Origin of the sequence: Mycobacterium paraffinicum, assembly GCF_001907675.1 — a bacterium.
GTDB lineage: Bacteria > Actinomycetota > Actinomycetes > Mycobacteriales > Mycobacteriaceae > Mycobacterium > Mycobacterium paraffinicum_A.
The window spans coordinates 21,513-42,899 of the sequence record NZ_MPNT01000026.1 but is presented as its reverse complement, the minus strand read 5'-3'; the positions used below and the strand labels follow the sequence as shown (position 1 = coordinate 42,899).

The window sequence follows — 21,387 nt, the reverse complement described above, 5'->3', positions numbered from 1 at the left end:
TCTGCAAATTTACAGGCTCGGCCACACCGGCGATTCCGCCGGTTCCCACCACGACGGCCAGACCGTTGCTCCCGCCGTCAGCCCACCTCGAGAGCGTCCTCCAGCTCGGCGAGGCACTCCTCTGTCAGCGGTATGAACTTCTCGATGTCGGGCACCACGTCGAGGCCCGCGGCGTAACCAAACCCGACCCGGTCGGCGTACAAGCACGTCGTGATGTTGAGCGCATGACCGTCGTAGACCGTCGACACCGGGTACATCTCCTCGACTCGCGCTCCGTTCCAATACATTTCGGCCGCTGGACCGCGGACATGCGAGATCGGCAGGTTGTACCCGGTTCGAACTTTCGGCGTGAACGGCAGCAGCGGACCGATCGCCGTCGCGGCGATGCTCCCCGCGTTCGTGAGCAGCGACGCCGCCGCTCCGCGCTTGCCCACCCAGCGCTTCCCCTCGGACATCGATCGATGGATCGCGTCCAGCCGGGCCAGCGGGTCGTCCAGGTCGGTGGCCAACGGGCACATCCACAGCCCGAACTTGTTGCCATGCTGGTCATCTGGCGAATCATGTTCGTGATCGCGGACCGTGATGGGGCAGGCGGCCACCAAAGGCCGCTCGGGCAATTCCCTGCGATCGCCCAACCACCGCCGCACCACCCCGGCCGCCATCGCGGTGAGCACGTCGTTGCCCGTCACGCCGGCCGCCTCTCGCACGGCGTGGATGCGCTCCTTGGCCCAGCTGCCGGCGGCGACCGCGCGTTCGGGGCCGGGGCGCCCGTTGAACCGCGTGAAGGGCGCCCCGAGCGGCAACGCGGTGGTGTGCCCCACCAGGGCGTCGAACACGGTGGCGATTTCACCGGTGGCCACCTTGCCGATCAGCCCCGCACCCGACGCCGCCGCGTCCGTCAGCGACCGCAGCGGCGCGACCAGGCGGGACACCAGCCCGGCCGAAGGCGACGGCGCGGGCTCGGGACGACGGTCGGCGTAAAACGGTGGCATGGACCGGCGGCTGGGATCGTCGCTCAGCGCGTCGGTGATCATCTGGAAACCCGCCACGCCGTCTGTCACGGTGTGGTGCACCTTGATGTAGAAGGCGAAGCGGCCGTCGTCGAGGCCGTCGATCAGATACGACATCCACATCGGCCGGCTCGAGTCCAGCCGCAGGGCGTCCAGCTCCCCGATCAGCCGCCAGAACCCGTCACCGGACACCGTGCGGCGCTGGCAATGTTGGCTCACGTCAACGGGATTCATGTGCCGCCAGACCCACATGCCGCCGGTGTCCACACCGCGGTGTGGGTATTTCCGCAGCCTGGGGTCGATCGGATCGTTCCCCGCGAGCGTCCTCCGATACAGGTCGTCGACGTAGTCGGGCCCGGCGTCGTCGGGCGGCGACAAGATCAGCACGGCACCGACGTGCATCGGGCTGGACACCCACTCCGCGGTCATCATCGCCGCGTCCAGTGGGTCCAGGGGATTCATTTCGGCCTCCGCGACTAAGCGGGCCGGTCGCGCCGAGCCACGGCCCCATTCAGCAGGCCCGACTGTTGCAGCGCCGCCTCGACGAACCGCTGTACCGGTCGCGCGCGGAAGAATCCCGTGTGACCGCCGCGATACCAGACGATTTCGGGTTTGCCCCAGTGCTCCCAGAGGCGGATCACCTGCTCGCGGGGATGCACCACTTGGTCGGCGAGTCCGGCGTAGATGAAGCGACCCTGCATGGGGACGAGCGGGGCAAGCGATAGGGGCGAGGTCATCCGCCCGATGGGCGCCGCGAGTTCGATCGTCTGGCGGCGGGGATCTTCGGGGGCAAGCCCGGAGTGCCGGCTCAGCAGCCCGACCAGGTCCGCGACCGGTACACCGAGGATCGCGCAGGTCAGCCCGGCTTCGAGGCTGGCGACCAACGCGGTGATATAGCCGCCAAGCGACAGGCCGTTCAAGCCGATCTGGGATTCCGGCTCTTGGCGGCGTATCCAGGAAAGCAACCGCCGGATGTCCCACACCGCGTGCGCCGTCGCGTGCACGTCGTCGAAGATGTCCTCCCCCGGAAACACCGCACCCTTCGGCAGGCCCCGGGCCCGTGGCCCGTGCATCGGCAGGACGGGCATGACGACGTTCAGTCCGAGGTCCGCGTGTAACCGCCAGGCCCGGAACAGCGCGAGATCCAATGCGGCCCGGCCCATTTCGGTTCCGTGTATACAGACCAGCCAGGGCCGGGGTTGCGGATGGCGCAACAACAGGGCGTACTCGCGGTTATTTGCGGTGTAACTCATCCACCGATCCGCGCCGGGTTCGCCCGGCCGCGGCAGGTACCCGCTATCGAAAGACATGCGGTAAAAGGATCGCCTCCCCTTTTTGACCCCGTGCACGGTGACGTCCGACAGCGGCGGGGGTGCGCCGAAGAATCTCTTCGGATGGTCGAGCCATCCGCGGTCGCCGTAGAACGTCAGCCCGGCGACCACCTCGTCCGTGATGCGCGCGAACTCCTCGGGGCGACTGACCGGGCGTCGCGCCTTGAGTCCCATCAGGACGACTTCGTCGCGAAACGCCTGCGCCGCCAGGGCCAGGGTGGGTCGCGCGATCGGAAGCTCGTCGGGCGCTTGACCGAGGTAGTCGCGCCACGATTCGGCCAGGTAGCGACCGGTGCTCGTGAACGGTTTGACGGCGCCGCTCAAGCCGACACCCGCGGGTGGACTCAACGGCAAATCGCCGCCAGGGCGTCGGGAAACACCGTCGTCGTCGGTCGGTACGGCCATGGTGGCAAACTAGCAGGCGCTCGAAACGGCGCGTTAGGGACTTACGGCCCGGTCGCGTTCACGAAAGTCCTTGCCCGACAAGCCGATGATACGCAACCGGCCCGGGCCCTATGACCAGGCGCGAAGGGTCTTTCGTCACTCGCGCCAGCCGCCGGGCGGTCGTAACGTCGGGGCCGCCACAAGCACCTCAGACGCTCCCGAGGAGTCCGATCATGACCGAGGCACCGCAAAAGACCGAACCGCGATGGGCCGAACTGTCCGATGACGTGCTGGAATCCGTCGAAACCGGCCGCAAGCAAGCCATCGATGCGGTCCGCAAGTTCGTCGACCAGATCAGCCCCGTGCTTCCCGAGCAGTCACGACGCAAGATCGTCGTCGACGCCGCCCTGGACCTGGCCGACGAGTTGGTCACCGCACGCATGGAGTTCTTCCGCAGCGTGGTCCGCAGCGCCGGACACGCCGTGAGCAAGCACGGCGAGTAGACGCGCCCAACCCGGCGGGCGCCGCTAGTCGAACGCGTGGATCACCTGACGGGCCACCTGCCGGATCTGTTGATACACAACGCGATCGAGGGGTAGATCCCGATAGCGCGGGATCTCCCCCGTCGTGGTGACCACACCCGGCTCCTCGTGCGCCCACTGCGCGTGCACCTTGTCGCCCAACGCGCGCGCGGGTGGATTGTCGGACAGCACGCGGGCGTGGAATCGCTTGATGCCGTCGACGCGCGCCGCGACCGCGAGCGCGCCGAGCAGCAGCGTGCCTATGCCGCGGCCCTGGTAGCCGTCCGCCACGGTGAGCGCGACCTCTGCCGACGCGGGATCGTCCTGGTCCCGAACGAAGCGGGCGTCCGCGACGACCGGGCCTGCGACGCCGTCGGTGACCACCCACACGAAGTGGTCGACGTAGTCGACCTCGAAGAGATAGGTCAGGCGCGCATCGGTGGGAGTGCCCCCTTGATAGCGCCGGTACAGGGTCTCCCGGGAGAACGAACCGCTGCTCTTGAACCGCTCGGCGTCACCGGGCAGGACGGGGCGCAGCGAGAGCACGGCGCCGTCCTTGATCGTCACCGGGATCGGGGCGACGTATGCGGCCAGCCGCTGCCGCGCGGTGCGCAGCATCCGGTCGGCGATGACCGGCACGGTCAGCATGCGGTCGAAGGCGGCGCCGTATCCGATGTACCCGCGCACGTCCTCCACGGCCGTCACGGTTGCCGTCCTGGTGGCGCGCCGCAGCAATGCGATCTCACCGACGATCGTCGCGGACGACAGCTCGGTGACCGTGACCCTGCCCTTGGGTCCGACGTGCCGCACCCCGATGCGGCCGGACGCGATGATCGCGAAAGACTCCGCTCGTTCCCCCTGCCGCATCAGGACCTCGCTGGCGACCGCGTGCAGGGGCTCGAGAAGGGCGGCCAACGTCTTGAGGTCCTCGGCCGGGATCTCGGCGAACATGGGCAGCGCCACGAGTTCTTCGGCGCGGACAGCCCTCACGTCGGCCCACCTGTCAGCTCGAGTCCCCGGCCCGGATCACACCTCGATTGCGAATCCATTGCTAAAGCGGTCATCTCGCCAATTTCGTAATTCAGCGGCCCCGCGACGGGTAACGTGGCGATGCGTCCTTCGCGATGTACGGTACGCGAGCCGCACCACCGTCGCGGGAGAACGAAGTAGGCGACCGCTGTGACAAAAGACCCTGTCGGACTGGGACTTCGGCAGACCGGAAGCGAGACCAAAGCCTTTCGGTGAACGTGCTCTTGGCCTCTACGGCCGGGCCCCCGGGGCTGGTCGGATGGATCGAGAAGGCAAACGGGGAGGGGAACATGAACACAGCGAAGTGGCGGCAGCATTGGCCACAGCGCCGGCCCGCGGCCCGGATCTACCAGCTGACCGATCGCCTCCACGAGGGACATGTTGCCCGAGTGCCCGCCCACCAGATACCCGCCACCGTGTCCGCCTGGTTGGAGGAACTCGGCGCGCACAGCCCGCTGGTTGACGACCTCGAGCGCGCGGTTCTGGGAGGAGACTGGTCCGCGGCGCACGCCCTCGGTGAGTGCCTGTCCATCGAGATCGCCCTGGCCGACTGACCGGCGCGCCCGGGGACGTTTGCCCGCGCCCCCCGTGACTTTCGTCACTACCGCATAGCCCCCGCGTTCCGCAGGATCGACGGTATACCGGTGCACCACGTCATCGGTATCCGTTTCGGCAGCAATGGATTCCCGTTATGAATGCACCACTGGCCTCAATGGAGAGGCCCGACCTCGGCAAGATCGAGAACCGCGCGCCCTCGGTGGCACAGATGTTCGTCAATCGCGTCGCCGCCACACCCAACGCGGAGGCCTTCCGCTATCCGCAGGACCACACCTGGGCCAGCGTGACCTGGCAGCAGGTCGGCGACCGAGTCAACAACCTGGCCGCGGGGCTGATCGCGCTGGGAATCGCGCCCGAGGACCGGGTCGCGCTCGCCTCCGCGACGCGCTACGAGTGGGTCCTCGCCGACTTCGCGATCGTGTGTGCGGGCGCCGCGACCACCACCGTGTACCCCACGACGAACGCGACCGACGTCGCCTACATCGTCGCCAATTCCGGGAGCCGGGTGGTCATCGCCGAAAACCAGACGCAGCTCGACAAGCTGATCGAGCACCGGGCCGAACTGCCCGACGTCCGCAAGGTCGTCATGATCGACGGCAACGGCGACGGCGACTGGGCGATCTCCCTCGCCGAACTCGACCTGTTGGGCAAGCAACTGCTCGCGGACACGCCCGATGCCGTCAACGACAGGGTCGCGGCCGTCGGTCCCGATCACCTGGCCAGCCTCATCTACACCTCCGGCACCACCGGCCGGCCCAAGGGCGTGCGGCTGACGCACGGGGCATGGACGTACACCGCCGCGGCGATCGATTCGCTGGGCATCCTGGGCCCCGACGACCTGAACTTCCTCTGGCTGCCGCTGGCCCACGCGTTCGGCAAGGTGATGTTGGCACTGCCGTTGCAGATCGGCTTCCCCACCGCCATCGACGGCCGCGTGGAGCGGATCATCGACAACCTCGCCGTCCTGCGACCCACCATCATGGGCGCGGCGCCGCGCATCTTCGAGAAGGCACACGCCCGCATCCAGGACATGGCAGCCGAGCGCGGCAGGCTCAGGAAAATGATCTTCGATTGGGCGATCGGGGTCGGCAAGAAGGTGTCGGAGGCGCGGCAGTCCGGGAAGGAGCCTTCGCGGGCGTCGTTGCTGGCCTACAAGGTCGCCGACCGGCTGGTGTTCACCACCATCCGGGAACGGTTCGGTGGACGCCTGCGGTTCTTCGTTTCCGCGGCGGCCGCGCTGGACCGCGACGTCGCGCAGTGGTTCGACGCCGTCGGCATCATCGTGCTGGAGGGCTACGGCCTGACGGAGACCGCGGCCGCTTCATTTATCAACCGCCCCAACGCCTATCGATTCGGGACGGTCGGCCGGCCGTTCCCCGCCACCGACGTGAAGATCGCCGGCGACGGCGAGATCTTGCTCAAGGGACCGGGTCTGATGACCGCCTACCACGACCTGCCCGACGCCACCGCCGAGGCGCTCGACGGGGACGGATGGTTCCACACCGGCGACATCGGCGAATTGGATGCCGACGGATTCCTGCGGATAACCGACCGCAAGAAGGACATGTTCAAGACCTCGCAGGGCAAATACGTGGCGCCGTCGGCGATCGATGCGCGATTCAAGGGCTGCTGCCCGTACGTGAGCGAGATCGTGGTCTACGGGGAGGGCAAGCCGTACTGTGTCGCCCTGGTGAGCCTCGACAGCGAGGCGATTACCGATTGGGCCAACAAGAACGGTCTGGCGGGCAAGTCGTTCGCCGAGATCGCGCGCGACGACAAGACACAGCAGCTGATCGCCGGCTACATCGACGCCCTGAACACCGAACTGAACCGCTGGGAGCAGATCAAGAAGTTCACGATCGCCGATCGCGAATTCACTGTCGAATCCGGCGATCTGACGCCGAGCATGAAGCTCAAGCGCAAGGTGGTCATCGACAAATTCGCCGACCGCCTCCAGGCTCTCTACGAATCCTGACGCCCCGATACCGGCCTGTTCGCGTTGCAGGAGAGCGAAGTTTGGGGCGGCGGTCCCGGACGGGGGGATGCCGGGACCGCCGCGGATTCGGTTGGCCTATCGGCGTTTCACGTCGCCGGTGTGATGAGCCCGTAGTGTCCGTCGTAGCGGTGATACAACACGTTGCCGCGGTCGCGGGCGGTGTCGACGAAGAACAGGAACGGCAGGCCGAGCAATCTCATCCGCTCGATGGCCTGATCGATGTCGAGGCGCGGGGCCGGCTGCGGGCTGAGGGTCAACGGCAATTCGAACGGCGCCAGTTCCTGCGCGGCCACCGGATTGACCTGTGCCAGGCGGTATTCGGCCGGCCCTTCGCGATATAGCACGCTGTCCTGCCCTGTGTTCCTCTCGGTGAACAGGTGGAAATCGTAATCGAGCTGCTCCATCTCCAGCGCGGCCTCTTCCACCGTGCAGGTGAGCAGGCTGTATGACTTGTGCCGCATGACTCGGCGTTCGCTGTCCGGTCGCGGAAAATAGTTCGGCCGGTGCGTCGGCTCGCTTTCGTGCCGCCACTCGTGCGGGCCGCGCCGTGGCATGCCACCGCGCTTGGCTTCCCAATGTTCGCCGGCGCGTTCCAGTTGACGGCGCAGCCGCGCCTCGAGTCGGTCGATCGCCTCCCGCGCCGTGACGCCTTCGACCTGCGCACGCACCAGCCGGCCGTTGACGTCGAGGTTGGCCTGCGCGATCACCCGGCGGGCGACCGCCGGGTCACCGTGCTCGCTCAACTTGACGTGGGCGTACAGCACCGGCTCGTGGGAGAGGTGGCCGAGCTCGCCGATCTTCGTCCGCGCGTATTCGTCGGCCCCGGGCAACTGGCCGCGCGTCGTCACCTCGACGTCGAAGGCGGCCGGAAGATCGGGTCGTTGTCTCATCGTGTCCCCCGGTCAGTGGTGCAGGCCCGTGACGGGCTCGTGCGTGCTGGCTTGAATATCTACCGATGTCGCAGCCAACAGCTGGTTGGCCAGGTCGGACAGCGCACGGGCGACGGCGAGCTCGTCCCCGATCGCGGTCACGGGCTCGTCGGCGGGGTCGAGTCGTGCCAGGCCGACGCCGACGAGCGTCTTGCCTTGCCAGGACAGTCGCGCCTTCGCCCGCGTCTTTTCGTCGCGCTCCTCGACCAGCACGTCGATGTGGCAGGCCTTGGTGGCGTCGTCGTTCTTCGTCATCACCAGATGCGACCATTGCGCGGCGGGGCCGCAGTAGGGGCGGAAGTCCCGAATCCCGGGGCAGTTCGTCGGCCCGGGCCCGGGTGCGCCCCACGCGGTGAAACGGCCAGCAAATTCGCGGAAGCCCGCGAAGAAAGCGTCGAACTTAATCGACATTATTGCTGGGCTTAATCAACAGTTTCGTTCGCGTATATCGGGGTGCCCAACAGTAGCGGGCGTGTCCAACCTCCCGACACAGACCAAGTACCTGCATGCCTCGCGGGGCCGCCGGTCGTCGCCGCACTCCGGCGACGACCGCGAACAGGCGATACTGGCGACCGCGGAGCGCCTGCTGCGGGAACGCCCGCTCGCGGATTTCTCGGTGGACGACCTAGCAAAAGGCGCCGGGATTTCGCGTCCCACGTTCTACTTCTATTTCCGATCGAAGAACGCGGTGTTGCTGTCGCTGCTGGACCAGATGAACGGCAAGGCGCAGGCGGCCCTGCGGTCGCTCGGGGGAATCTCGTCGGGTGACCCCGCGGAGCTGTGGCGGGCGCGCATCGAGGCGTTCTTCGAGGTGTCCGGCTCCCACCCAGCGGTCGCGGTGGCCGGCGCCTCGGCGAAGGCCACCAACCCCGAGGTGCGGCAGTTGTGGTCCACGCTCATGCAGCGGTGGATCTCGCTGACCACGGCGGCCATCAAGGCGGAGCGCGGCCGTGGCGCCGCCCCCGACACCGTCCCGGCCGAGCAGCTTTCGCTCGCCCTCAACATGTTGAGCGAGCGGGTGATGGCCGCCACGTTCACCGCCGAGGACGAGGCGATGCCCGAGGACCGGGCGGTCGACACGCTGCTGCACATCTGGCTGGCCAGCATCTATCAGCGCTGACCGAGCGCCCGCCGGGCCCGGTCCAGGCTCTCGTCGATGAGCCGGTCCACCGCGCCGAGGTAGGTCGGCGACGGGGGCCTCCCCGCCAGCCCGGCGATCGCCTCTTGCTCCCCGAAAACGTCCGCGCGATCCAGGGTTTCGGACATCCGGTCGGCGTGCACGGTCAGCCCCGCCAGCAACTCGCCGCACTGGGATCCGGCGACGACGGCGCGCCTGGCCAACGTGCGCAGCGCGTCCCATTCGGCGTGCCAGGCGCCGTCGGGTCGCTCGTCGTTGGCCAGCGCCGCCGCGGTGTGCAGGGTTGAGGCCAGCGGCGGTGCGGACAGGGCGGCCCGGCGGATCAGGATGGACAACACCGGGTTGCGTTTGTGGGGCATCGACGACGAGCCCCCGCGGTGCTCGCCGCCGGGCTCGCTCAGTTCGCCGATTTCCGGGCGGGACAGGGTGACGACGTCCGACGCGATCCGCCCCCAGGAGTCGGTGCAGCCGACGAAGGCATCGGCGGCCGCGGTTACCGGCGCGCGCGTCGTGTGCCACGGCGATCGGATGGCCAATCCCAAAGCCGTTGCGGCGCTTTGCACTAGGCTGGCGGACACCGCGGCGGGGTCGGCGGAGCCGGTGAGCAGCGCCGCCAGCTCCGTGCTGGCGGCCAACGTCCCGGCCGCCCCACCGATCTGGATGGGGACGACCAACGCGGACAGCGTCCTGAAGGCATCGACGACGCCGTTGAGCCAGCCGGCCACCTTCGCCCCGAACGTGGTGGGCGCCGCGTGCTGGGTGAGGGTGCGCGCCACCATGGGCGTCACCCGGTGCAGGCTGGCGAGTTCGGTCAGCGTCGCGACCTGACCCCTGAGCTGTGCGGCGAGCTCCCCCACGACCTCGCGCACGCCGAGCATCAGTGCGGTGTCCAGGACATCCTGGCTGGTGAGACCCCGGTGGATCCACGGCGCGACGTCGGGCGCGGCGCGCTGCCGCAGCAGGCCGACGAGGCCGATGACCGGGTTGCCGCCGTCCTCGGCGGCGGCCGCCAGGGACTCAGAATCGTTGGCCGTCAACAGCATTGGCAGGTCCGCCCCGGCGCACTCCGGTGGGGCCATGCTTTCGGCGACGAGGGCGTCCAGCCAGGCGGTTTCCACCGCGGCCATCGATTCCAGCAGGGCCCGATCCGTCATGTGGTCTCGGGCGCGGTGGTCGCCGGGCCACAACAGGTTGGTCATCGCCCACCGTCCCGGTACGCCAGGAACACCGTTTCGAACCGGCCCTGCAGGCGAATGTCGAAACGGTAATCGGAGCAGTCGCTTTCGGGGACGCACAGCAGGGTGGCGCGACGCTCGGCGTCGAGGGCCGCCAGCAGCGGGTCGGCGCCGAGGTCGCCGCCGGGCAGGTAGGCGCGGGTGAACAGGCGGTCCAGCAGGCCCCGCGCGAACACGGTGAGGGCGAAGAACGGTGGCCGCCCGGCGGCCGTCGGGCCGGGCGCCACGGTGGTGAAGGCGTAACGGCCGTCGGCGTCGGTCGCGCACCGGCCCCAGCCGGTGAACGCCGGAGTATCGCGGCGCAGCGAACCGGCCTGCCGCGCGACGTGGCCGGCGTCGTCGGCCTGCCACAGCTCGACCAGGGCGTCGGGCACGCCGTCACCGGCGCCGTCGTACACCGCGCCGTGCAGCCGCACCGCGTGCGGATGCCGGTCGCCGACCAGCGCGCCGCCACCGGGGTAGGGCAACCCGAGGTCCAGGAAGGGGCCCACCGTTTGCCCTGGGGTGCAAGCACATTCAGTCATCGTCGCCCTCGACAGGAGTGCGGCCGACGCCCGTCAGCACGATGTCCCACCGGTACCCGGTCGCATATTCGGGCTCGGTGAGGTCGTGGTCGTAGCGGGCGATCAGCCGCCGCCGCGCGGCCGGGTCGAGGACCGACTGGACGATCGGGTCCAAGTCGAACATGGGGTCGCCAGGGAAGTACATCTGGGTGACCAGGCGCTGCGGGAACGCGGTCCCGAACACCGAGAAGTGGATGTGCGCCGGGCGCCACGCGTTGTGGTGGTTGCGCCACGGATATGGGCCGGGCTTGATGGTCAGGAATCGGTAGGAGCCGTCCGGCCCGGTCAGGCACCGGCCGGCGCCGGTGAAGTTGGGGTCGAGCGGGGCCGGGTGCTGGTCGCGCTGATGGCGGTAACGGCCGCCGGCGTTGGCCTGCCAGATCTCGATCAGCTGGCCGGCGACCGGTTTGCCGGACCCGTCGACCACGCGCCCGGCCACGATGACGCGTTCGCCCAGGGGTTCACCCGGATGCCCCGCCGTCAGGTCGGCGTCGAGCGGGTCGACGTCCTGGTGGCCGAAGCACGGCGCCCACAGCTCGATCCCCTCGGGGTCGACCGGCACCAAGGCTTGTTTGGGATGCCGCAGTGTGGTGCCGCGGTAGGGCGGGTAATCGAGTCGGGGCTGGGGCTGGGGCCCGCGGTATTCGGCTGCGATGGCGGCGATCTCGGCCGTGATGTCACCCTGAGACGCGAGACACTCGGGCTTCATGAGCCGTGACGCTACTCTCCAAGGCCCCGCGCACCGCGGAAATCGGCGGCGGCGCCGGCGTTACAGCGAGCGCACCAGCGCTGCCCGCCCCTTGTCGAGCGCGGGAAGCGGGTGATTGACCGGTGGCGGGTAGATGCGGGATTCTTGATAGCGGAATATTTCTCTGCTTAGCAGATAACCGAAGCGGGAGGCGGGGATCACCGTGACAGTCCTTCGCGACGCCGGCAACGGTCTCGACGGCGTGCTCGCCAGCGTCCGCGGCGGAATGATCCCGGCCCACATATATAACGACGCCGACGTGTTCGCGCTGGAGAAGGAGCGGCTGTTCGGGCGGGCGTGGACGTTCGTGGCGCACGAGTCCGAGATCCCGCAGGACGGTGACTACGTGGTGCGCCGGGTCCTCGACGACTCCTTCATCATCACCCGCGATTCGACCGGCGAGGTGCGCGCCCTGTTCAACATGTGCCTGCATCGCGGCATGCAGGTGTGCCGCGCGGAGATGGGCAACGCCTCCAACTTCCGCTGCCCGTACCACGGCTGGACCTACCGCAACGACGGCCAGCTCACCGGCCTGCCGTTCCACCGGGAGGCCTACGGCGGCGAGGACGGGTTCGCCAGAAGCTCCCAAACCTTGCTGCCCGCACCGAACTTCGCGAGTTACAACGGCCTGCTGTTCATCAGCCTGGACCCAAACGCCGAACCGCTCGAGGACTTCCTCGGCGACTTCGCGTTCTATCTGGACTTCTACACCAAGCAGAGCGCGGGCGGCATCGAAGTGCGCGGCCCTCAGCGCTGGCGCATCAAGGCGAACTGGAAGATCGGCGCCGAGAACTTCGCCGGCGACATGTACCACACCCCGCACACCCACGCGTCGATCGTCGACATCGGCCTGTTCCGCGAGCCGAAGGCGCAGAAACGCAAGGACGGCGCCACCTACTGGGCGCACCGGGGCGGCGGCACCACCTACAAACTGCCGCCGGGCGGCTTCGAGGAACGGATGCGCTACGTCGGCTATCCCGACGACATGATCGGCCGGATCAAAGGCGTGTGGACGCCGCAACAGCAACGAATGGTCGGCGAGGACGGGTTCATGATCTCGGCCGCCACCTGTTTCCCGAACCTGAGCTTCGTGCACAACTGGCCCAAGGTGCGGGACGGCCGCGACGACGAGACGCTGCCCTTCATCTCGATCCGGCTGTGGCAGCCGATCAGCGAGAACGAAACCGAGGTGTGTTCGTGGTTCGCCGTGGACGCCGCCGCTCCCCCGCAGTACAAACGGGATTCGTACAAGGCGTATCTGATGTGCTTCGGTTCGACCGGCATGTTCGAGCAGGACGACGTGGAGAATTGGGTGTCGCTGACCACCACGGCCGGCGGTTCGATGGCCCGTCGGTTGCTGCTGAACAGCCGGATGGGCCTGCGCTCCGATGGCAGCCCCGTCGTCGCGCCGCTGCCCGCCGAGGCGTTCCACGGGCCGGGTCGCGCGCAGGTCGGCTACAACGAGCACAACCAGCGCGCCCTGCTGAACCTGTGGGCCGACTACCTACAGGGCGCCGTATGAGAAAGCCGTTGCCCTTCAACGATGTTCGGCACCTGCAGGCGCACCAGTTCCTGGTGGACGAGGCCTACCTGCTCGACGCCCAGCGGTACGAGGGGTGGCTCGAGACACTGACCGACGACGTCCGCTACGTGATGCCCGTCCGGGTCACCACCGCGCGCGGCGCGGGGTTCGACACCTCTCCCGGGATGGCGCACTTCGACGAGGACAAATACTCGCTGACCCAGCGGGTCGCGCGGATGGGCACCGAGCATGCCTGGGCCGAGGATCCGCCGTCGCGGCTGCGGCATTTCATCACCAACGTGCGGACGTTCGAGGCCGACGACCCGGCGCACCTGTGGGTCGAATCGGCCGAGCTGTTGTTCCGCAGCCGCGGCGACGTGAACGAAAGCGCGCTGCTGTCGTGCGGGCGCCAGGACCTGCTGCGCTGGTGCGGCGGCCCCGAAAAGACCCTCAAGCTGGCCCGGCGCAATATCATCGCCGACGAGTCGGTGTTACGGATGCAGAACCTGGCGGTGTTCCTGTGAATGACGAACTGCAGCGGCTGCTGGCCGGTGCTGTCGGCGAACCCCTCGTGGTGGCAAACGAATTCACCGAAGTGGTGGTGCGCCGGGTGGACACCCGAAACGGCTCCAGGTTGTTGATCAGCGCGCCGCGGTCCGGGCAATGGATCACCCTGGACGCGCTCGAGGTCGAGGCGCTGACTTGGCAGAACGGTCGCACACTGGCTGCGATGGTTGGCAATTCCCACGCACCGCTGCTGCCCGATGAGGCCGAGGAGGGCGATGGCCGGCTGGCTTGAGGGCAAGCGCGCACTGGTCGTCGGCGCGGGATCGGGCATCGGCCGGGCCGTGCTCGACGCGTTTGTCGCCGAGGGCGCGAAAGTCGCCGCGCTGGAACGTGATCCGCACAAGTGCGCGGCCCTGAGCGGGGAGCTGCCCGGCGTTCCGGTCGTCGAGGGCGACGCGATCACCCGCGACGCCAACGTACGAGCGGTCGATGCCGCGGTGGCCGCCTATGGCGGTCTGGACACGCTGGTCAACTGCGTCGGCATCTTCGACTTCTACCGCGGCATCGCCGACATCGACGCCGAGGCCCTTCCCGACGCGTTCGACGAGATGTTCCGCACCAACGTGCTGAGCCACCTGCAGTCCGTCAAGGCCGCGCTGCCCCGGCTGCGGGCCGCGGCGGGGCCCTCGATCGTCCTGACCGAGTCGGCGTCGTCGTTCTATCCCGGGCGCGGCGGTGCGCTGTACGTGGCGTCGAAGTTCGCCGTCCGCGGCTTGGTGGCGGCCCTGGCGCACGAGCTGGCGCCGCAGGTCCGGGTCAACGGGGTGGCGCCGGGCGGCACGCTGGGCACCGATCTGCGCGGGCTCGCCAGCCTGGGGCTGGACGGCGTCCGCTTGGACGACACGCCGAACCGGGCGCGGGAGGTCGCCGCGCGCACGCCGCTCAACGTCGCCCTGTCCGGGGAAGACCACGCGTGGAGCTTCGTGTTCCTGGCCTCCGACCGTGCCCGCGGGATCACCGGCGAAACGGTCCACCCCGACGGCGGATTCGGGCTCGGTGCACCGCGATGACTTCCCTCAACGAGCAACGCGCGCTGGTAGCGCAGGGCTGCCGGGTGGCCGCGGCCCGCGGCCTGGTCGACGGCATCCTCGGGCACCTGAGCCTGCGGGTGGACGACGAGCGCATGCTCATCCGCTGCCGCAGCGACGGCGACACCGGGGTGGCGTTCACCCGGCCCGGTGACATTCGGCTGATCACCTTCGACGGCGACGCCGGCGCCGACGGGGAACTCGACGGCTACCGCGTGCCCAACGAGCTGCCGATCCACGTGGAGACCCTGCTGGCCGATCCGGGGCACCGCGCCGTCGCGCATCTGCACCCGCCCGCCGTGGTCGCCGCCGACCTGGCCGGCATCGCGATCCGACCGATCTACGGGGCCTTCGACATTCCCGGGGCGTGGCTGGCGCGCGGTGGCGTGCCCGTCTACGAGCGTGCCGTGCTCATCCGCACCTCGGCACTGGGCAAGGAGATGGTGGCCGCCATGCGCGGCCGGCCGGTGGTGATCTGCCGCGGACACGGGATCACCAGCGCCGCCGCCACGGTGCAAGAGGCGGTGCTGCAGGCGATCAGCCTCGACGCGCTGGCCCGAATGTCGTTGCGGGTGAAAGCCGCCGGCGGGACCCTGCGTGACGTCGACGACGCGGATTGGGACGACCTGCCGGACCTGGGGCCGTCGTTCACCGCGCAGGCCGCCTGGCGTCACGAAGTGGCCCGGCTACCGGCCGACTGACGAGTGCCGCGCCGATCCTGCCGACCGCCATGAGCCGCCGCACTTATGCTGACCACGATGGCGAAAAACGGCCCCGACCCCACCACGCCGTTATGGCGTGCAGCGCAGGTGTTCCGGCTGCTGAGCTGCGTCTACGCGACCGGATTCCAAATCGCCATCAACCCGGATCTGCGTCGGCCCGCCCTGGGCTGGGTGCTGTTCGCGGTGCTCATCGGCTTCAGCGCGGCCTGCGCGCTGGCGTACCTGCGCGGGTTCGGCCGCAGACCGGCATGGGTGCTCGCCGAGATCGTGATCGTCGTGCTGCTCATGTCGTCGAACCCACTCGTCACCACCCCACAATGGGCGGCGGACAACCAGACATGGCCGACGACCTTGTGGGCCAGCAACCCCACGATCTCGGCGGCTATCCAGTTCGGCCCCGCCGGCGGCATGCTCACCGGCCTGGCGGTGATGGCCACCAATTTCACCGTCAAGAACTACTTCGCCCTCAACCTGGGGCATAACGCCACCGCGATCATCGAGCTGGCGATCGGCATGGCAATCGGCATGGCCGCCCAAACCGCGCGCCGCGCCCACGACGAGCTTCAAGAGGCGGCCCGATTGACGGCCGCGGTGCAAGAACGGGAACGCCTGTCCCGCCAAGTCCACGACGGAGCCATCCAGGTGCTGGCGCTGGTGGCCAAGAAAGGCCACGAAATCGGCGGCCCCACAGCGGAACTCGCCGACCTGGCCAGCGAGCAGGAACGCGCGCTGCGGCGATGGCTGGCCAGCGCGGAGGACGACCACGACACGGACGGCGCCACCGTCGACCTGTGCACCCTGCTGCGGCGCCGGGAATCCGACCGAGTGTCGCTGAGCCTGCCCCCAACACCGGTGCCCTTGGGCCGCCGGGCGGGCACCGAGCTCGACGCCGCGGTGGGCAACGCCCTGGACAACGTGGGCGCCCATGCCGGCCCCGATGCGCACGCGTTCGTGCTCGTCGAGGACCTCGGCGATTCCGTTGTGGTGAGCATCCGCGACGACGGTGTCGGAATCGCCGCCGGCCGGCTCGAGGAGGCGGCCGGCCAGGGGCGCCTGGGCATCTCGCAATCGATCGTCGGACGGTTGGCGGCGCTGGGCGGCAGCGCCCACCTGCGAAGCGAACCCGGAGAGGGCGCCGAGTGGGAGTTGTGCGTGCCGCGCGGGGCGGGCGCTCCATGACCGATGAGACCCCCACGACGGTGATGGTCGTCGACGACCATCCCATCTGGCGCGACGCGGTCGCCCGCGACCTGGCCGACGCCGGTTTCACCGTGGTCGCCACCGCCGACAGCGTCGCTGCGGCGCGGCGCCGGGCGGCCGTGGTCAAGCCCGATGTGGTGGTGATGGATATGCAACTGCCCGACGGCGACGGGGCACAAGCGACCGCGGGAGTGCTCACAGTCTCCCCCTCGTCTCGGGTGCTGGTGCTCTCGGCGTCCGACGAGCGAGACGACGTGTTGGAAGCCGTCAAGGCCGGCGCGATCGGCTATCTGGTCAAGAGCGCATCCAAATCGGAACTGGCGCAGGCCGTGACAGCCACCGCCGAGGGCCGCGCCGTGTTCACCCCGAGTCTGGCCGGGCTGGTGCTGGGCGAATACCGGCGCATGGCGCAGAGCAAGGACGACGGTCCGGCCCGGCCGAGCCTCACCGAACGCGAAACCGAGGTGTTGCGCTACGTGGCAAAGGGCCTGTCCGCCAAGCAGATCGCCCAGAAGCTGTCACTGAGCCACCGCACCGTCGAGAATCACGTGCAGGCAACGTTTCGCAAACTTCAGGTCGCCAACCGGGTGGAGTTGGCGCGCTACGCCATCGAACACGGCCTCGACGAGTAGCGGTGATCCGCAGGAGATAAGGCGGATATCGACCGTCCCCATCGGAGATGCCCCGGCTGGGGACGAACGTGTCCAGTTCGCCACAAAATATCCCAGCTCACTCCTTTCCATGCCGGTATGCAACAGGCCCTGGAAGGGGTGCTCTCCGACAGCACCGGCCAGTACCTCCATGCCGCTCGCCCGGGCGCTGTGATTCGAAATTCCGTGGGATCGGCGCGACGACTGAACGCGCCGGCGTCGCCGTGCGACTCCGACCCTTGAGCCGCCCAACCTGCATCGCCACTGACGCCCGACAGTCCTACGTCGTGGTCGCTACCGCGGCGTCGACAAGTGTTCGTGCAACCCACTCCACGCGTTCGAGCGCCTCATCCAAAGACCGAGCCTTGACGAGCACTGCCGTCACTGCGCTGGACAGAGCAGCGTCGAGGCCGAAGCTGACACTCGGAATAAGTAGGGGATCAACACCTTTGAGTAGCCGGGAGAGCATTTCGCTGTTGGTGCGAGCCATGTGATCGATGCCGGCCTTGGTCACCGGGTCAGTTGAGGTCATCGCTTGGAGCATCAGTGCCGTCATCTTCGGATTGCGGTGGAAGGCGCGCTGCGCCCGCTCCAGGTAATCCAGAATTCCCGGTAGCGGCGTGCCTTCGCCTGGATCGCCAACTGGCGTGACACGACGGGTCAATCGCTTCTGCCAGTCCTCAAGGGCCGCGGCCAGCAGATGCTCCTTAGAGCTGAAGTATCGGTAGACGGTGCCCAGCGCGACCCCTGACCGCTGAGCCACGGTCCGCATCTGAACCGCATCGGCACCGGCTTCGGTGATCAGCGCGATCACCGCTTCGACGATCTTCGCTCGGCGGGCCAGCTGCCCGCTGGTCATGTCCGCCGCCTGCAGGGCCTGGGTGTGAGGGCGCTCAGCAGTTCTGACGATGACGGTGCGCCTTTCCTGTGACACCACAGCCCCTTACTGGATGATAACCATGTTCTCGCTGTGATTCGCAATCCTAGCGCTATTCACAGTTAAGAGCATGCTATTTCGTGCGACGGCCTGATTCACGGTTGACTAAAGTAGAACCGCGTTTCAATATGTAACCATGGCTCGGCGCTCTCAGCGCGCCGGTTAGATCGGAGGTATTGATGCCCGGACCCGTCGGTCTGCCAGTGATTGACACGATGATTGGCTTCCCGCACGAGGGGTCGGCCCAGTACGACTTCATCCGCAGGCAGACGAAGGACCGCGAGTCGAAGGAGGGCTTCGAGTTTCCCGTCGAGTACATGTTCAAGGACGTTCCGAAGGGTCTACCGACAGACGACCCGGTGTCGCTGGTGCTTCAGCAGATGGATCGATTTGGCATTGAGAAGGCCATGATCGGCGTGACCGAGGACTGCGCCGCCAAAGCGCTGAAGGCCTTTCCGGATCGGTTCGTGCCGTCGGGCGCCGTGGCGGATCCCAACGACGTAATGGGTTCGGTCAACGCCATCCGCCGCGACTACGAGCAGTACGGAATACGGGCCACGTCGGTGTTTCCGGCGGGGACTTTTCCCCAGGTCGCGATCGACGACCCGAAGATGTATCCGATCTATGCGACCTGTGCGGAACTGGGTCTGCCAATCTTTGTGTGCGCCGGAGTGCCGGGCCCGCGTGTGCCGTTCGCCGCGCAGGAGGTCTCGCGGATCGACGTGGTGATGTTCGACTTCCCCGACCTGGTGTTCGTCACCCGCCACGGGTGCGAACCCTGGGAGGATCTCGCGGTCAAGCTGATGCTCAAGTGGCCCAACCTCTACTACTCCACCTCGGCCTTCGCGCCCAAGTACTACCCGAAGGCCATCATCGACTACGCGAACACGCGCGGCGCCGATAAAGTCCTCTACGCCGGCTACTTCCCCATGGGCCTGTCGCTCGAGCGAATCTTCAGCGAGCTGCCCGGCGTGCCGTTCAAAGACGAAGTGTGGCCAAAGTTCCTGTACGGCAATGCCGCACGCATCCTCGGTCTCGAGGACTAATCAATGGCGTTCGGAATCACCGCCGAGCAGGAGCAACTGGCCGCTGCAGTCGGCGACTTCGCGGCGCGCCACGCACCGATCGACAAGACCAGGGCTTCGTTCGACTCCATCGCCGCCGGCGAATTACCGCCCTGGTGGGAGGAACTCACCGCCTCCGGCTTTCACGCGGTGCACCTGCCAGAAGCCTCGGGAGGCCAGGGCGGCTCCCTCGCCGACCTCGGCTGCGTCGTCGAAGCCGCCGCGGCGGCACTGCTGCCCGGCCCGCTGCTGAGCACCACGATTACCAGCGCCGTCGCCCAACTCGCGGACGACTCCGGCGCCGACCTACTCGCCGAACTCACTGCCGGCGCACCTGCCGCGGCGGTGCTGCCCGAGCACTCCATGGTCCGCATGACACGTCACCTCGATGGCTGGCAGCTCGACGGTTCCAGCGCACCGACGGCGGGAATGGTTTCGGCACAACGCATCCTGCTCGCCGTACACACCGACACCGACGCTGAGGCCGACGTGCGCTGGTTCAGCCTCGACGTCACGCAGACGTGGCCGGGGGTGTCGGTTGAGCCGCGGCGCGGCACCGACTTGGGCATCGACGTCGGTGTCCTGACACTGACCGGTCACGTCGTGCCCGCAAGTGCCGAACTGTTCGGAATCGCCTGCGCGCCTGCCCGTTGCATCGCGGTGGCCTTGACCGCGTGTGCCGCGGCGGGCACCGTGCGCAGATGCCAGGCAGCGGCGACCGAGTACATCCGCACCCGTGAGCAGTTCGGCCGGCCCGTCGGCGCCTTCCAGGCCCTGCAGCACAAGGCCGCAATGTTGCTGGTCAATTGCGAATTGGCCTCGGCCGCAGCATGGGACGCCGTGCGCGCGGGCGGGGATTCTGTCGCCCAACAGCGGCTTGCCGCCGGGGCGGCTGCGCAGGTGTCGATCGCGACAGCACCCGACCTCGTCCTCGACGCCATGCTCATGTTCGGCGCCATCGGCTACACCTGGGAACACGACACGCACCTGTACTGGCGACGGGCGATCGCCCTCGCCGCCTCGGTCGGATCGCTCACGCGGTGGGCCCGCGAAACGGGCGAACTTGCGTTGCGGGAGAGGCGCAGCACAGCGCTAGATCTCGGCGACGTAGAAGCCGAATTCCGCGCCTCGGTGGCGGCCAGGCTCGAGCAAGCCCGCGGGCTGCCCAACGAGCACCCGGCCGACGACGCCCGGACACCGGGCCAAGCCTGGGGTCAACAGCGCGACCTTCTCGCCGAAGGCGGGCTGATGGCCCCGCACCTGCCCGCTCCGTGGGGCCTCGGCGCCACGGCGTTACAGCAGGTGATTATCGGCGAGGAGTTCGACAAACGCCCCGATCTGCCAAGGCCCTATCTCGGCATCGCGGAGTGGATCCTACCGACGATCCTCACCTACGGAAACGACTGGCAGCGAGAACAATTCGCCTGGCCGATGCTGCGCGGAGCGCAGCGCTGGTGTCAGCTGTTCAGCGAGCCGGAGGCCGGGTCCGATCTGGCCTCCCTGAAAACGCGCGCCGAGAAGGTCGACGGTGGGTGGCTGATCAACGGGCACAAGGTCTGGACCTCGCAGGCAGACCGAGCGCAGTTCGGTGCCCTGCTTGCGCGCGCCGATCCGGATGCGCCCAAGCACCGCGGCATCAGCTACTTTCTCATCGACATGGCCTCGCAAGGCATCACCGTCGAGCCCATCAGGCAGGCCAGCGGTGGCTATGACTTCAACGAGGTTTTCTTCACCGACGTCTTCGTCCCCGACCACATGCTGGTCGGGACACCCGGCGCCGGTTGGGATCTCGCGGTGGCCACCATGGCGGTCGAACGCACCGCGATCGCCAACAACGTCAACATCGACCGATCAGCCGCACTGCGCCACGTCGCGCGCGGTGACGGCCCCGACCGCGGCGCCGTCCTGGAAGCACTCGGCGACATCGAGGCCCACACGTCTGCCATCAAGGCCATGGTGCTTCGCGAAACCCTGCGCCAGGTGCAGGGCTGGGCGGCCGGGCCCACATCGAGCATCGCCAAATATGCCCTGGTCATGCTGCTCCGTCGCGCGTCGACCGCCACGCTGCGACACACCGGGGTCGCCGCGCTGCACGAAGATTCCGAACCCGCCGTGATCGGACCGTATTTCGACATACCGTCCGAACTCATCGGCGGAGGGACCCCCGAAATACAGCTGACCGTGATCGCCTCCATGATCCTCGGCCTACCACGCAAATAACAACGCAAGCACTCCCCGCCATCACCAGAGAGGGC

22 protein-coding genes are annotated in these 21,387 nt (G+C 68.1%); 13 read left to right on the top strand and 9 right to left on the bottom strand.

Annotated elements, in window-relative coordinates; genetic code table 11:
* Positions 1 to 77 precede the first annotated feature (77 nt).
* Together BRW65_RS22720 and BRW65_RS22715 are read right to left on the bottom strand one after the other, a co-directional pair.
* Positions 78 to 1,472 (bottom strand): wax ester/triacylglycerol synthase family O-acyltransferase, encoded by a 1,395-nt coding sequence (locus BRW65_RS22720; protein WP_073878528.1) that lies wholly within the window; start codon positions 1,470 to 1,472, stop codon positions 78 to 80.
* 14 nt (positions 1,473 to 1,486) lie between these two features.
* Positions 1,487 to 2,746, bottom strand: a complete 1,260-nt coding sequence (locus tag BRW65_RS22715; RefSeq protein WP_073878524.1) for an alpha/beta hydrolase family protein — start codon at positions 2,744 to 2,746, stop codon at positions 1,487 to 1,489.
* Positions 2,747 to 2,958: 212 nt separating this feature from the next.
* Between BRW65_RS22715 and BRW65_RS22710 the strand changes: the two genes are divergently transcribed.
* Positions 2,959 to 3,228, top strand: a complete 270-nt coding sequence (locus tag BRW65_RS22710) for a hypothetical protein (protein ID WP_073878521.1) — start codon at positions 2,959 to 2,961, stop codon at positions 3,226 to 3,228.
* 24 nt (positions 3,229 to 3,252) lie between these two features.
* On the opposite strand, the gene BRW65_RS22705 is transcribed toward BRW65_RS22710, so the two are convergent.
* Positions 3,253 to 4,197: a GNAT family N-acetyltransferase gene (locus BRW65_RS22705; protein ID WP_073878617.1), complete on the bottom strand. Its 945-nt coding sequence runs from the start codon at positions 4,195 to 4,197 to the stop codon at positions 3,253 to 3,255.
* 368 nt (positions 4,198 to 4,565) lie between these two features.
* Here BRW65_RS22705 and BRW65_RS22700 point away from each other — a divergent pair, with 368 nt between their 5' ends.
* Both BRW65_RS22700 and BRW65_RS22695 read left to right on the top strand, forming a co-directional pair.
* The gene (locus BRW65_RS22700; protein WP_073878615.1) at positions 4,566 to 4,829 is read left to right on the top strand and encodes a hypothetical protein; all 264 of its coding nucleotides are present in this window, start codon (positions 4,566 to 4,568) and stop codon (positions 4,827 to 4,829) included.
* Between the two features lie 137 nt (positions 4,830 to 4,966).
* On the top strand, positions 4,967 to 6,808 hold the full coding sequence (locus BRW65_RS22695) for an AMP-dependent synthetase/ligase (RefSeq protein ID WP_073878518.1): 1,842 nt from the start codon (positions 4,967 to 4,969) through the stop codon (positions 6,806 to 6,808).
* 107 nt (positions 6,809 to 6,915) lie between these two features.
* On the opposite strand, the gene BRW65_RS22690 is transcribed toward BRW65_RS22695, so the two are convergent.
* Together BRW65_RS22690 and BRW65_RS22685 are read right to left on the bottom strand one after the other, a co-directional pair.
* Positions 6,916 to 7,719, bottom strand: coding sequence for a ribosome hibernation promotion factor (locus tag BRW65_RS22690; RefSeq protein ID WP_073878516.1), 804 nt, complete (start codon positions 7,717 to 7,719; stop codon positions 6,916 to 6,918).
* 12 nt (positions 7,720 to 7,731) lie between these two features.
* On the bottom strand, positions 7,732 to 8,013 hold the full coding sequence (locus BRW65_RS22685) for a DUF1876 domain-containing protein (RefSeq protein WP_068085093.1): 282 nt from the start codon (positions 8,011 to 8,013) through the stop codon (positions 7,732 to 7,734).
* A gap of 217 nt (positions 8,014 to 8,230) precedes the next feature.
* On the opposite strand from BRW65_RS22685, the gene BRW65_RS22680 reads away from it, so the two are divergent.
* Positions 8,231 to 8,878, top strand: a complete 648-nt coding sequence (locus BRW65_RS22680) for a TetR/AcrR family transcriptional regulator (protein WP_073878514.1) — start codon at positions 8,231 to 8,233, stop codon at positions 8,876 to 8,878.
* Here the strand turns inward: BRW65_RS22680 and BRW65_RS22675 are convergent.
* The 3 genes from BRW65_RS22675 to pcaH are packed head-to-tail and all read right to left on the bottom strand — an operon-like array spanning position 8,869 to position 11,403.
* Positions 8,869 to 10,095, bottom strand: coding sequence for a lyase family protein (locus tag BRW65_RS22675; RefSeq protein ID WP_073878512.1), 1,227 nt, complete (start codon positions 10,093 to 10,095; stop codon positions 8,869 to 8,871). The two genes, BRW65_RS22680 and BRW65_RS22675, sit on opposite strands and share 10 nt — an antisense overlap.
* Entirely contained in the window at positions 10,092 to 10,655 is a 564-nt protein-coding gene (gene pcaG, locus BRW65_RS22670) for a protocatechuate 3,4-dioxygenase subunit alpha (RefSeq protein ID WP_073878510.1), read from the bottom strand. Before pcaG ends, BRW65_RS22675 begins: the two co-directional genes overlap by 4 nt.
* Entirely contained in the window at positions 10,648 to 11,403 is a 756-nt protein-coding gene (gene pcaH / locus BRW65_RS22665) for a protocatechuate 3,4-dioxygenase subunit beta (protein ID WP_073878508.1), read from the bottom strand. Before pcaH ends, pcaG begins: the two co-directional genes overlap by 8 nt.
* Positions 11,404 to 11,668: 265 nt before the next feature.
* On the opposite strand from pcaH, the gene BRW65_RS22660 reads away from it, so the two are divergent.
* The 7 genes from BRW65_RS22660 to BRW65_RS22630 are packed head-to-tail and all read left to right on the top strand — an operon-like array spanning position 11,669 to position 17,113.
* Positions 11,669 to 12,964, top strand: a complete 1,296-nt coding sequence (locus tag BRW65_RS22660; RefSeq protein WP_073878613.1) for a Rieske 2Fe-2S domain-containing protein — start codon at positions 11,669 to 11,671, stop codon at positions 12,962 to 12,964.
* Positions 12,961 to 13,488 carry a 3-phenylpropionate/cinnamic acid dioxygenase subunit beta gene (locus tag BRW65_RS22655; RefSeq protein WP_073878506.1) on the top strand — a complete coding sequence of 176 codons (528 nt, stop codon included), beginning with the start codon at positions 12,961 to 12,963 and terminating at the stop codon, positions 13,486 to 13,488. The genes BRW65_RS22660 and BRW65_RS22655 overlap by 4 nt, the downstream gene beginning before the upstream one ends.
* On the top strand, positions 13,485 to 13,763 hold the full coding sequence (locus tag BRW65_RS22650) for a dihydrodiol dehydrogenase (protein WP_073878504.1): 279 nt from the start codon (positions 13,485 to 13,487) through the stop codon (positions 13,761 to 13,763). Before BRW65_RS22655 ends, BRW65_RS22650 begins: the two co-directional genes overlap by 4 nt.
* Positions 13,747 to 14,541, top strand: a complete 795-nt coding sequence (gene hcaB / locus BRW65_RS22645) for a 3-(cis-5,6-dihydroxycyclohexa-1,3-dien-1-yl)propanoate dehydrogenase (RefSeq protein ID WP_073878503.1) — start codon at positions 13,747 to 13,749, stop codon at positions 14,539 to 14,541. The genes BRW65_RS22650 and hcaB overlap by 17 nt, the downstream gene beginning before the upstream one ends.
* On the top strand, positions 14,538 to 15,260 hold the full coding sequence (locus tag BRW65_RS22640; RefSeq protein WP_073878500.1) for a class II aldolase/adducin family protein: 723 nt from the start codon (positions 14,538 to 14,540) through the stop codon (positions 15,258 to 15,260). The genes hcaB and BRW65_RS22640 overlap by 4 nt, the downstream gene beginning before the upstream one ends.
* Before the next feature lie 45 nt (positions 15,261 to 15,305).
* Positions 15,306 to 16,460 (top strand): MacS family sensor histidine kinase, encoded by a 1,155-nt coding sequence (gene macS / locus BRW65_RS22635; protein WP_073878498.1) that lies wholly within the window; start codon positions 15,306 to 15,308, stop codon positions 16,458 to 16,460.
* The gene (locus BRW65_RS22630; RefSeq protein WP_073878611.1) at positions 16,457 to 17,113 is read left to right on the top strand and encodes a response regulator; all 657 of its coding nucleotides are present in this window, start codon (positions 16,457 to 16,459) and stop codon (positions 17,111 to 17,113) included. Before macS ends, BRW65_RS22630 begins: the two co-directional genes overlap by 4 nt.
* Positions 17,114 to 17,411: 298 nt before the next feature.
* On the opposite strand, the gene BRW65_RS22625 is transcribed toward BRW65_RS22630, so the two are convergent.
* Positions 17,412 to 18,068 (bottom strand): TetR family transcriptional regulator, encoded by a 657-nt coding sequence (locus BRW65_RS22625; RefSeq protein ID WP_244168170.1) that lies wholly within the window; start codon positions 18,066 to 18,068, stop codon positions 17,412 to 17,414.
* Positions 18,069 to 18,247: 179 nt separating this feature from the next.
* Between BRW65_RS22625 and BRW65_RS22620 the strand changes: the two genes are divergently transcribed.
* The gene (locus BRW65_RS22620) at positions 18,248 to 19,114 is read left to right on the top strand and encodes an amidohydrolase family protein (RefSeq protein ID WP_073878496.1); all 867 of its coding nucleotides are present in this window, start codon (positions 18,248 to 18,250) and stop codon (positions 19,112 to 19,114) included.
* Between the two features lie 3 nt (positions 19,115 to 19,117).
* The gene (locus BRW65_RS22615; protein ID WP_073878494.1) at positions 19,118 to 21,352 is read left to right on the top strand and encodes an acyl-CoA dehydrogenase; all 2,235 of its coding nucleotides are present in this window, start codon (positions 19,118 to 19,120) and stop codon (positions 21,350 to 21,352) included.
* Positions 21,353 to 21,387: the final 35 nt, after the last annotated feature.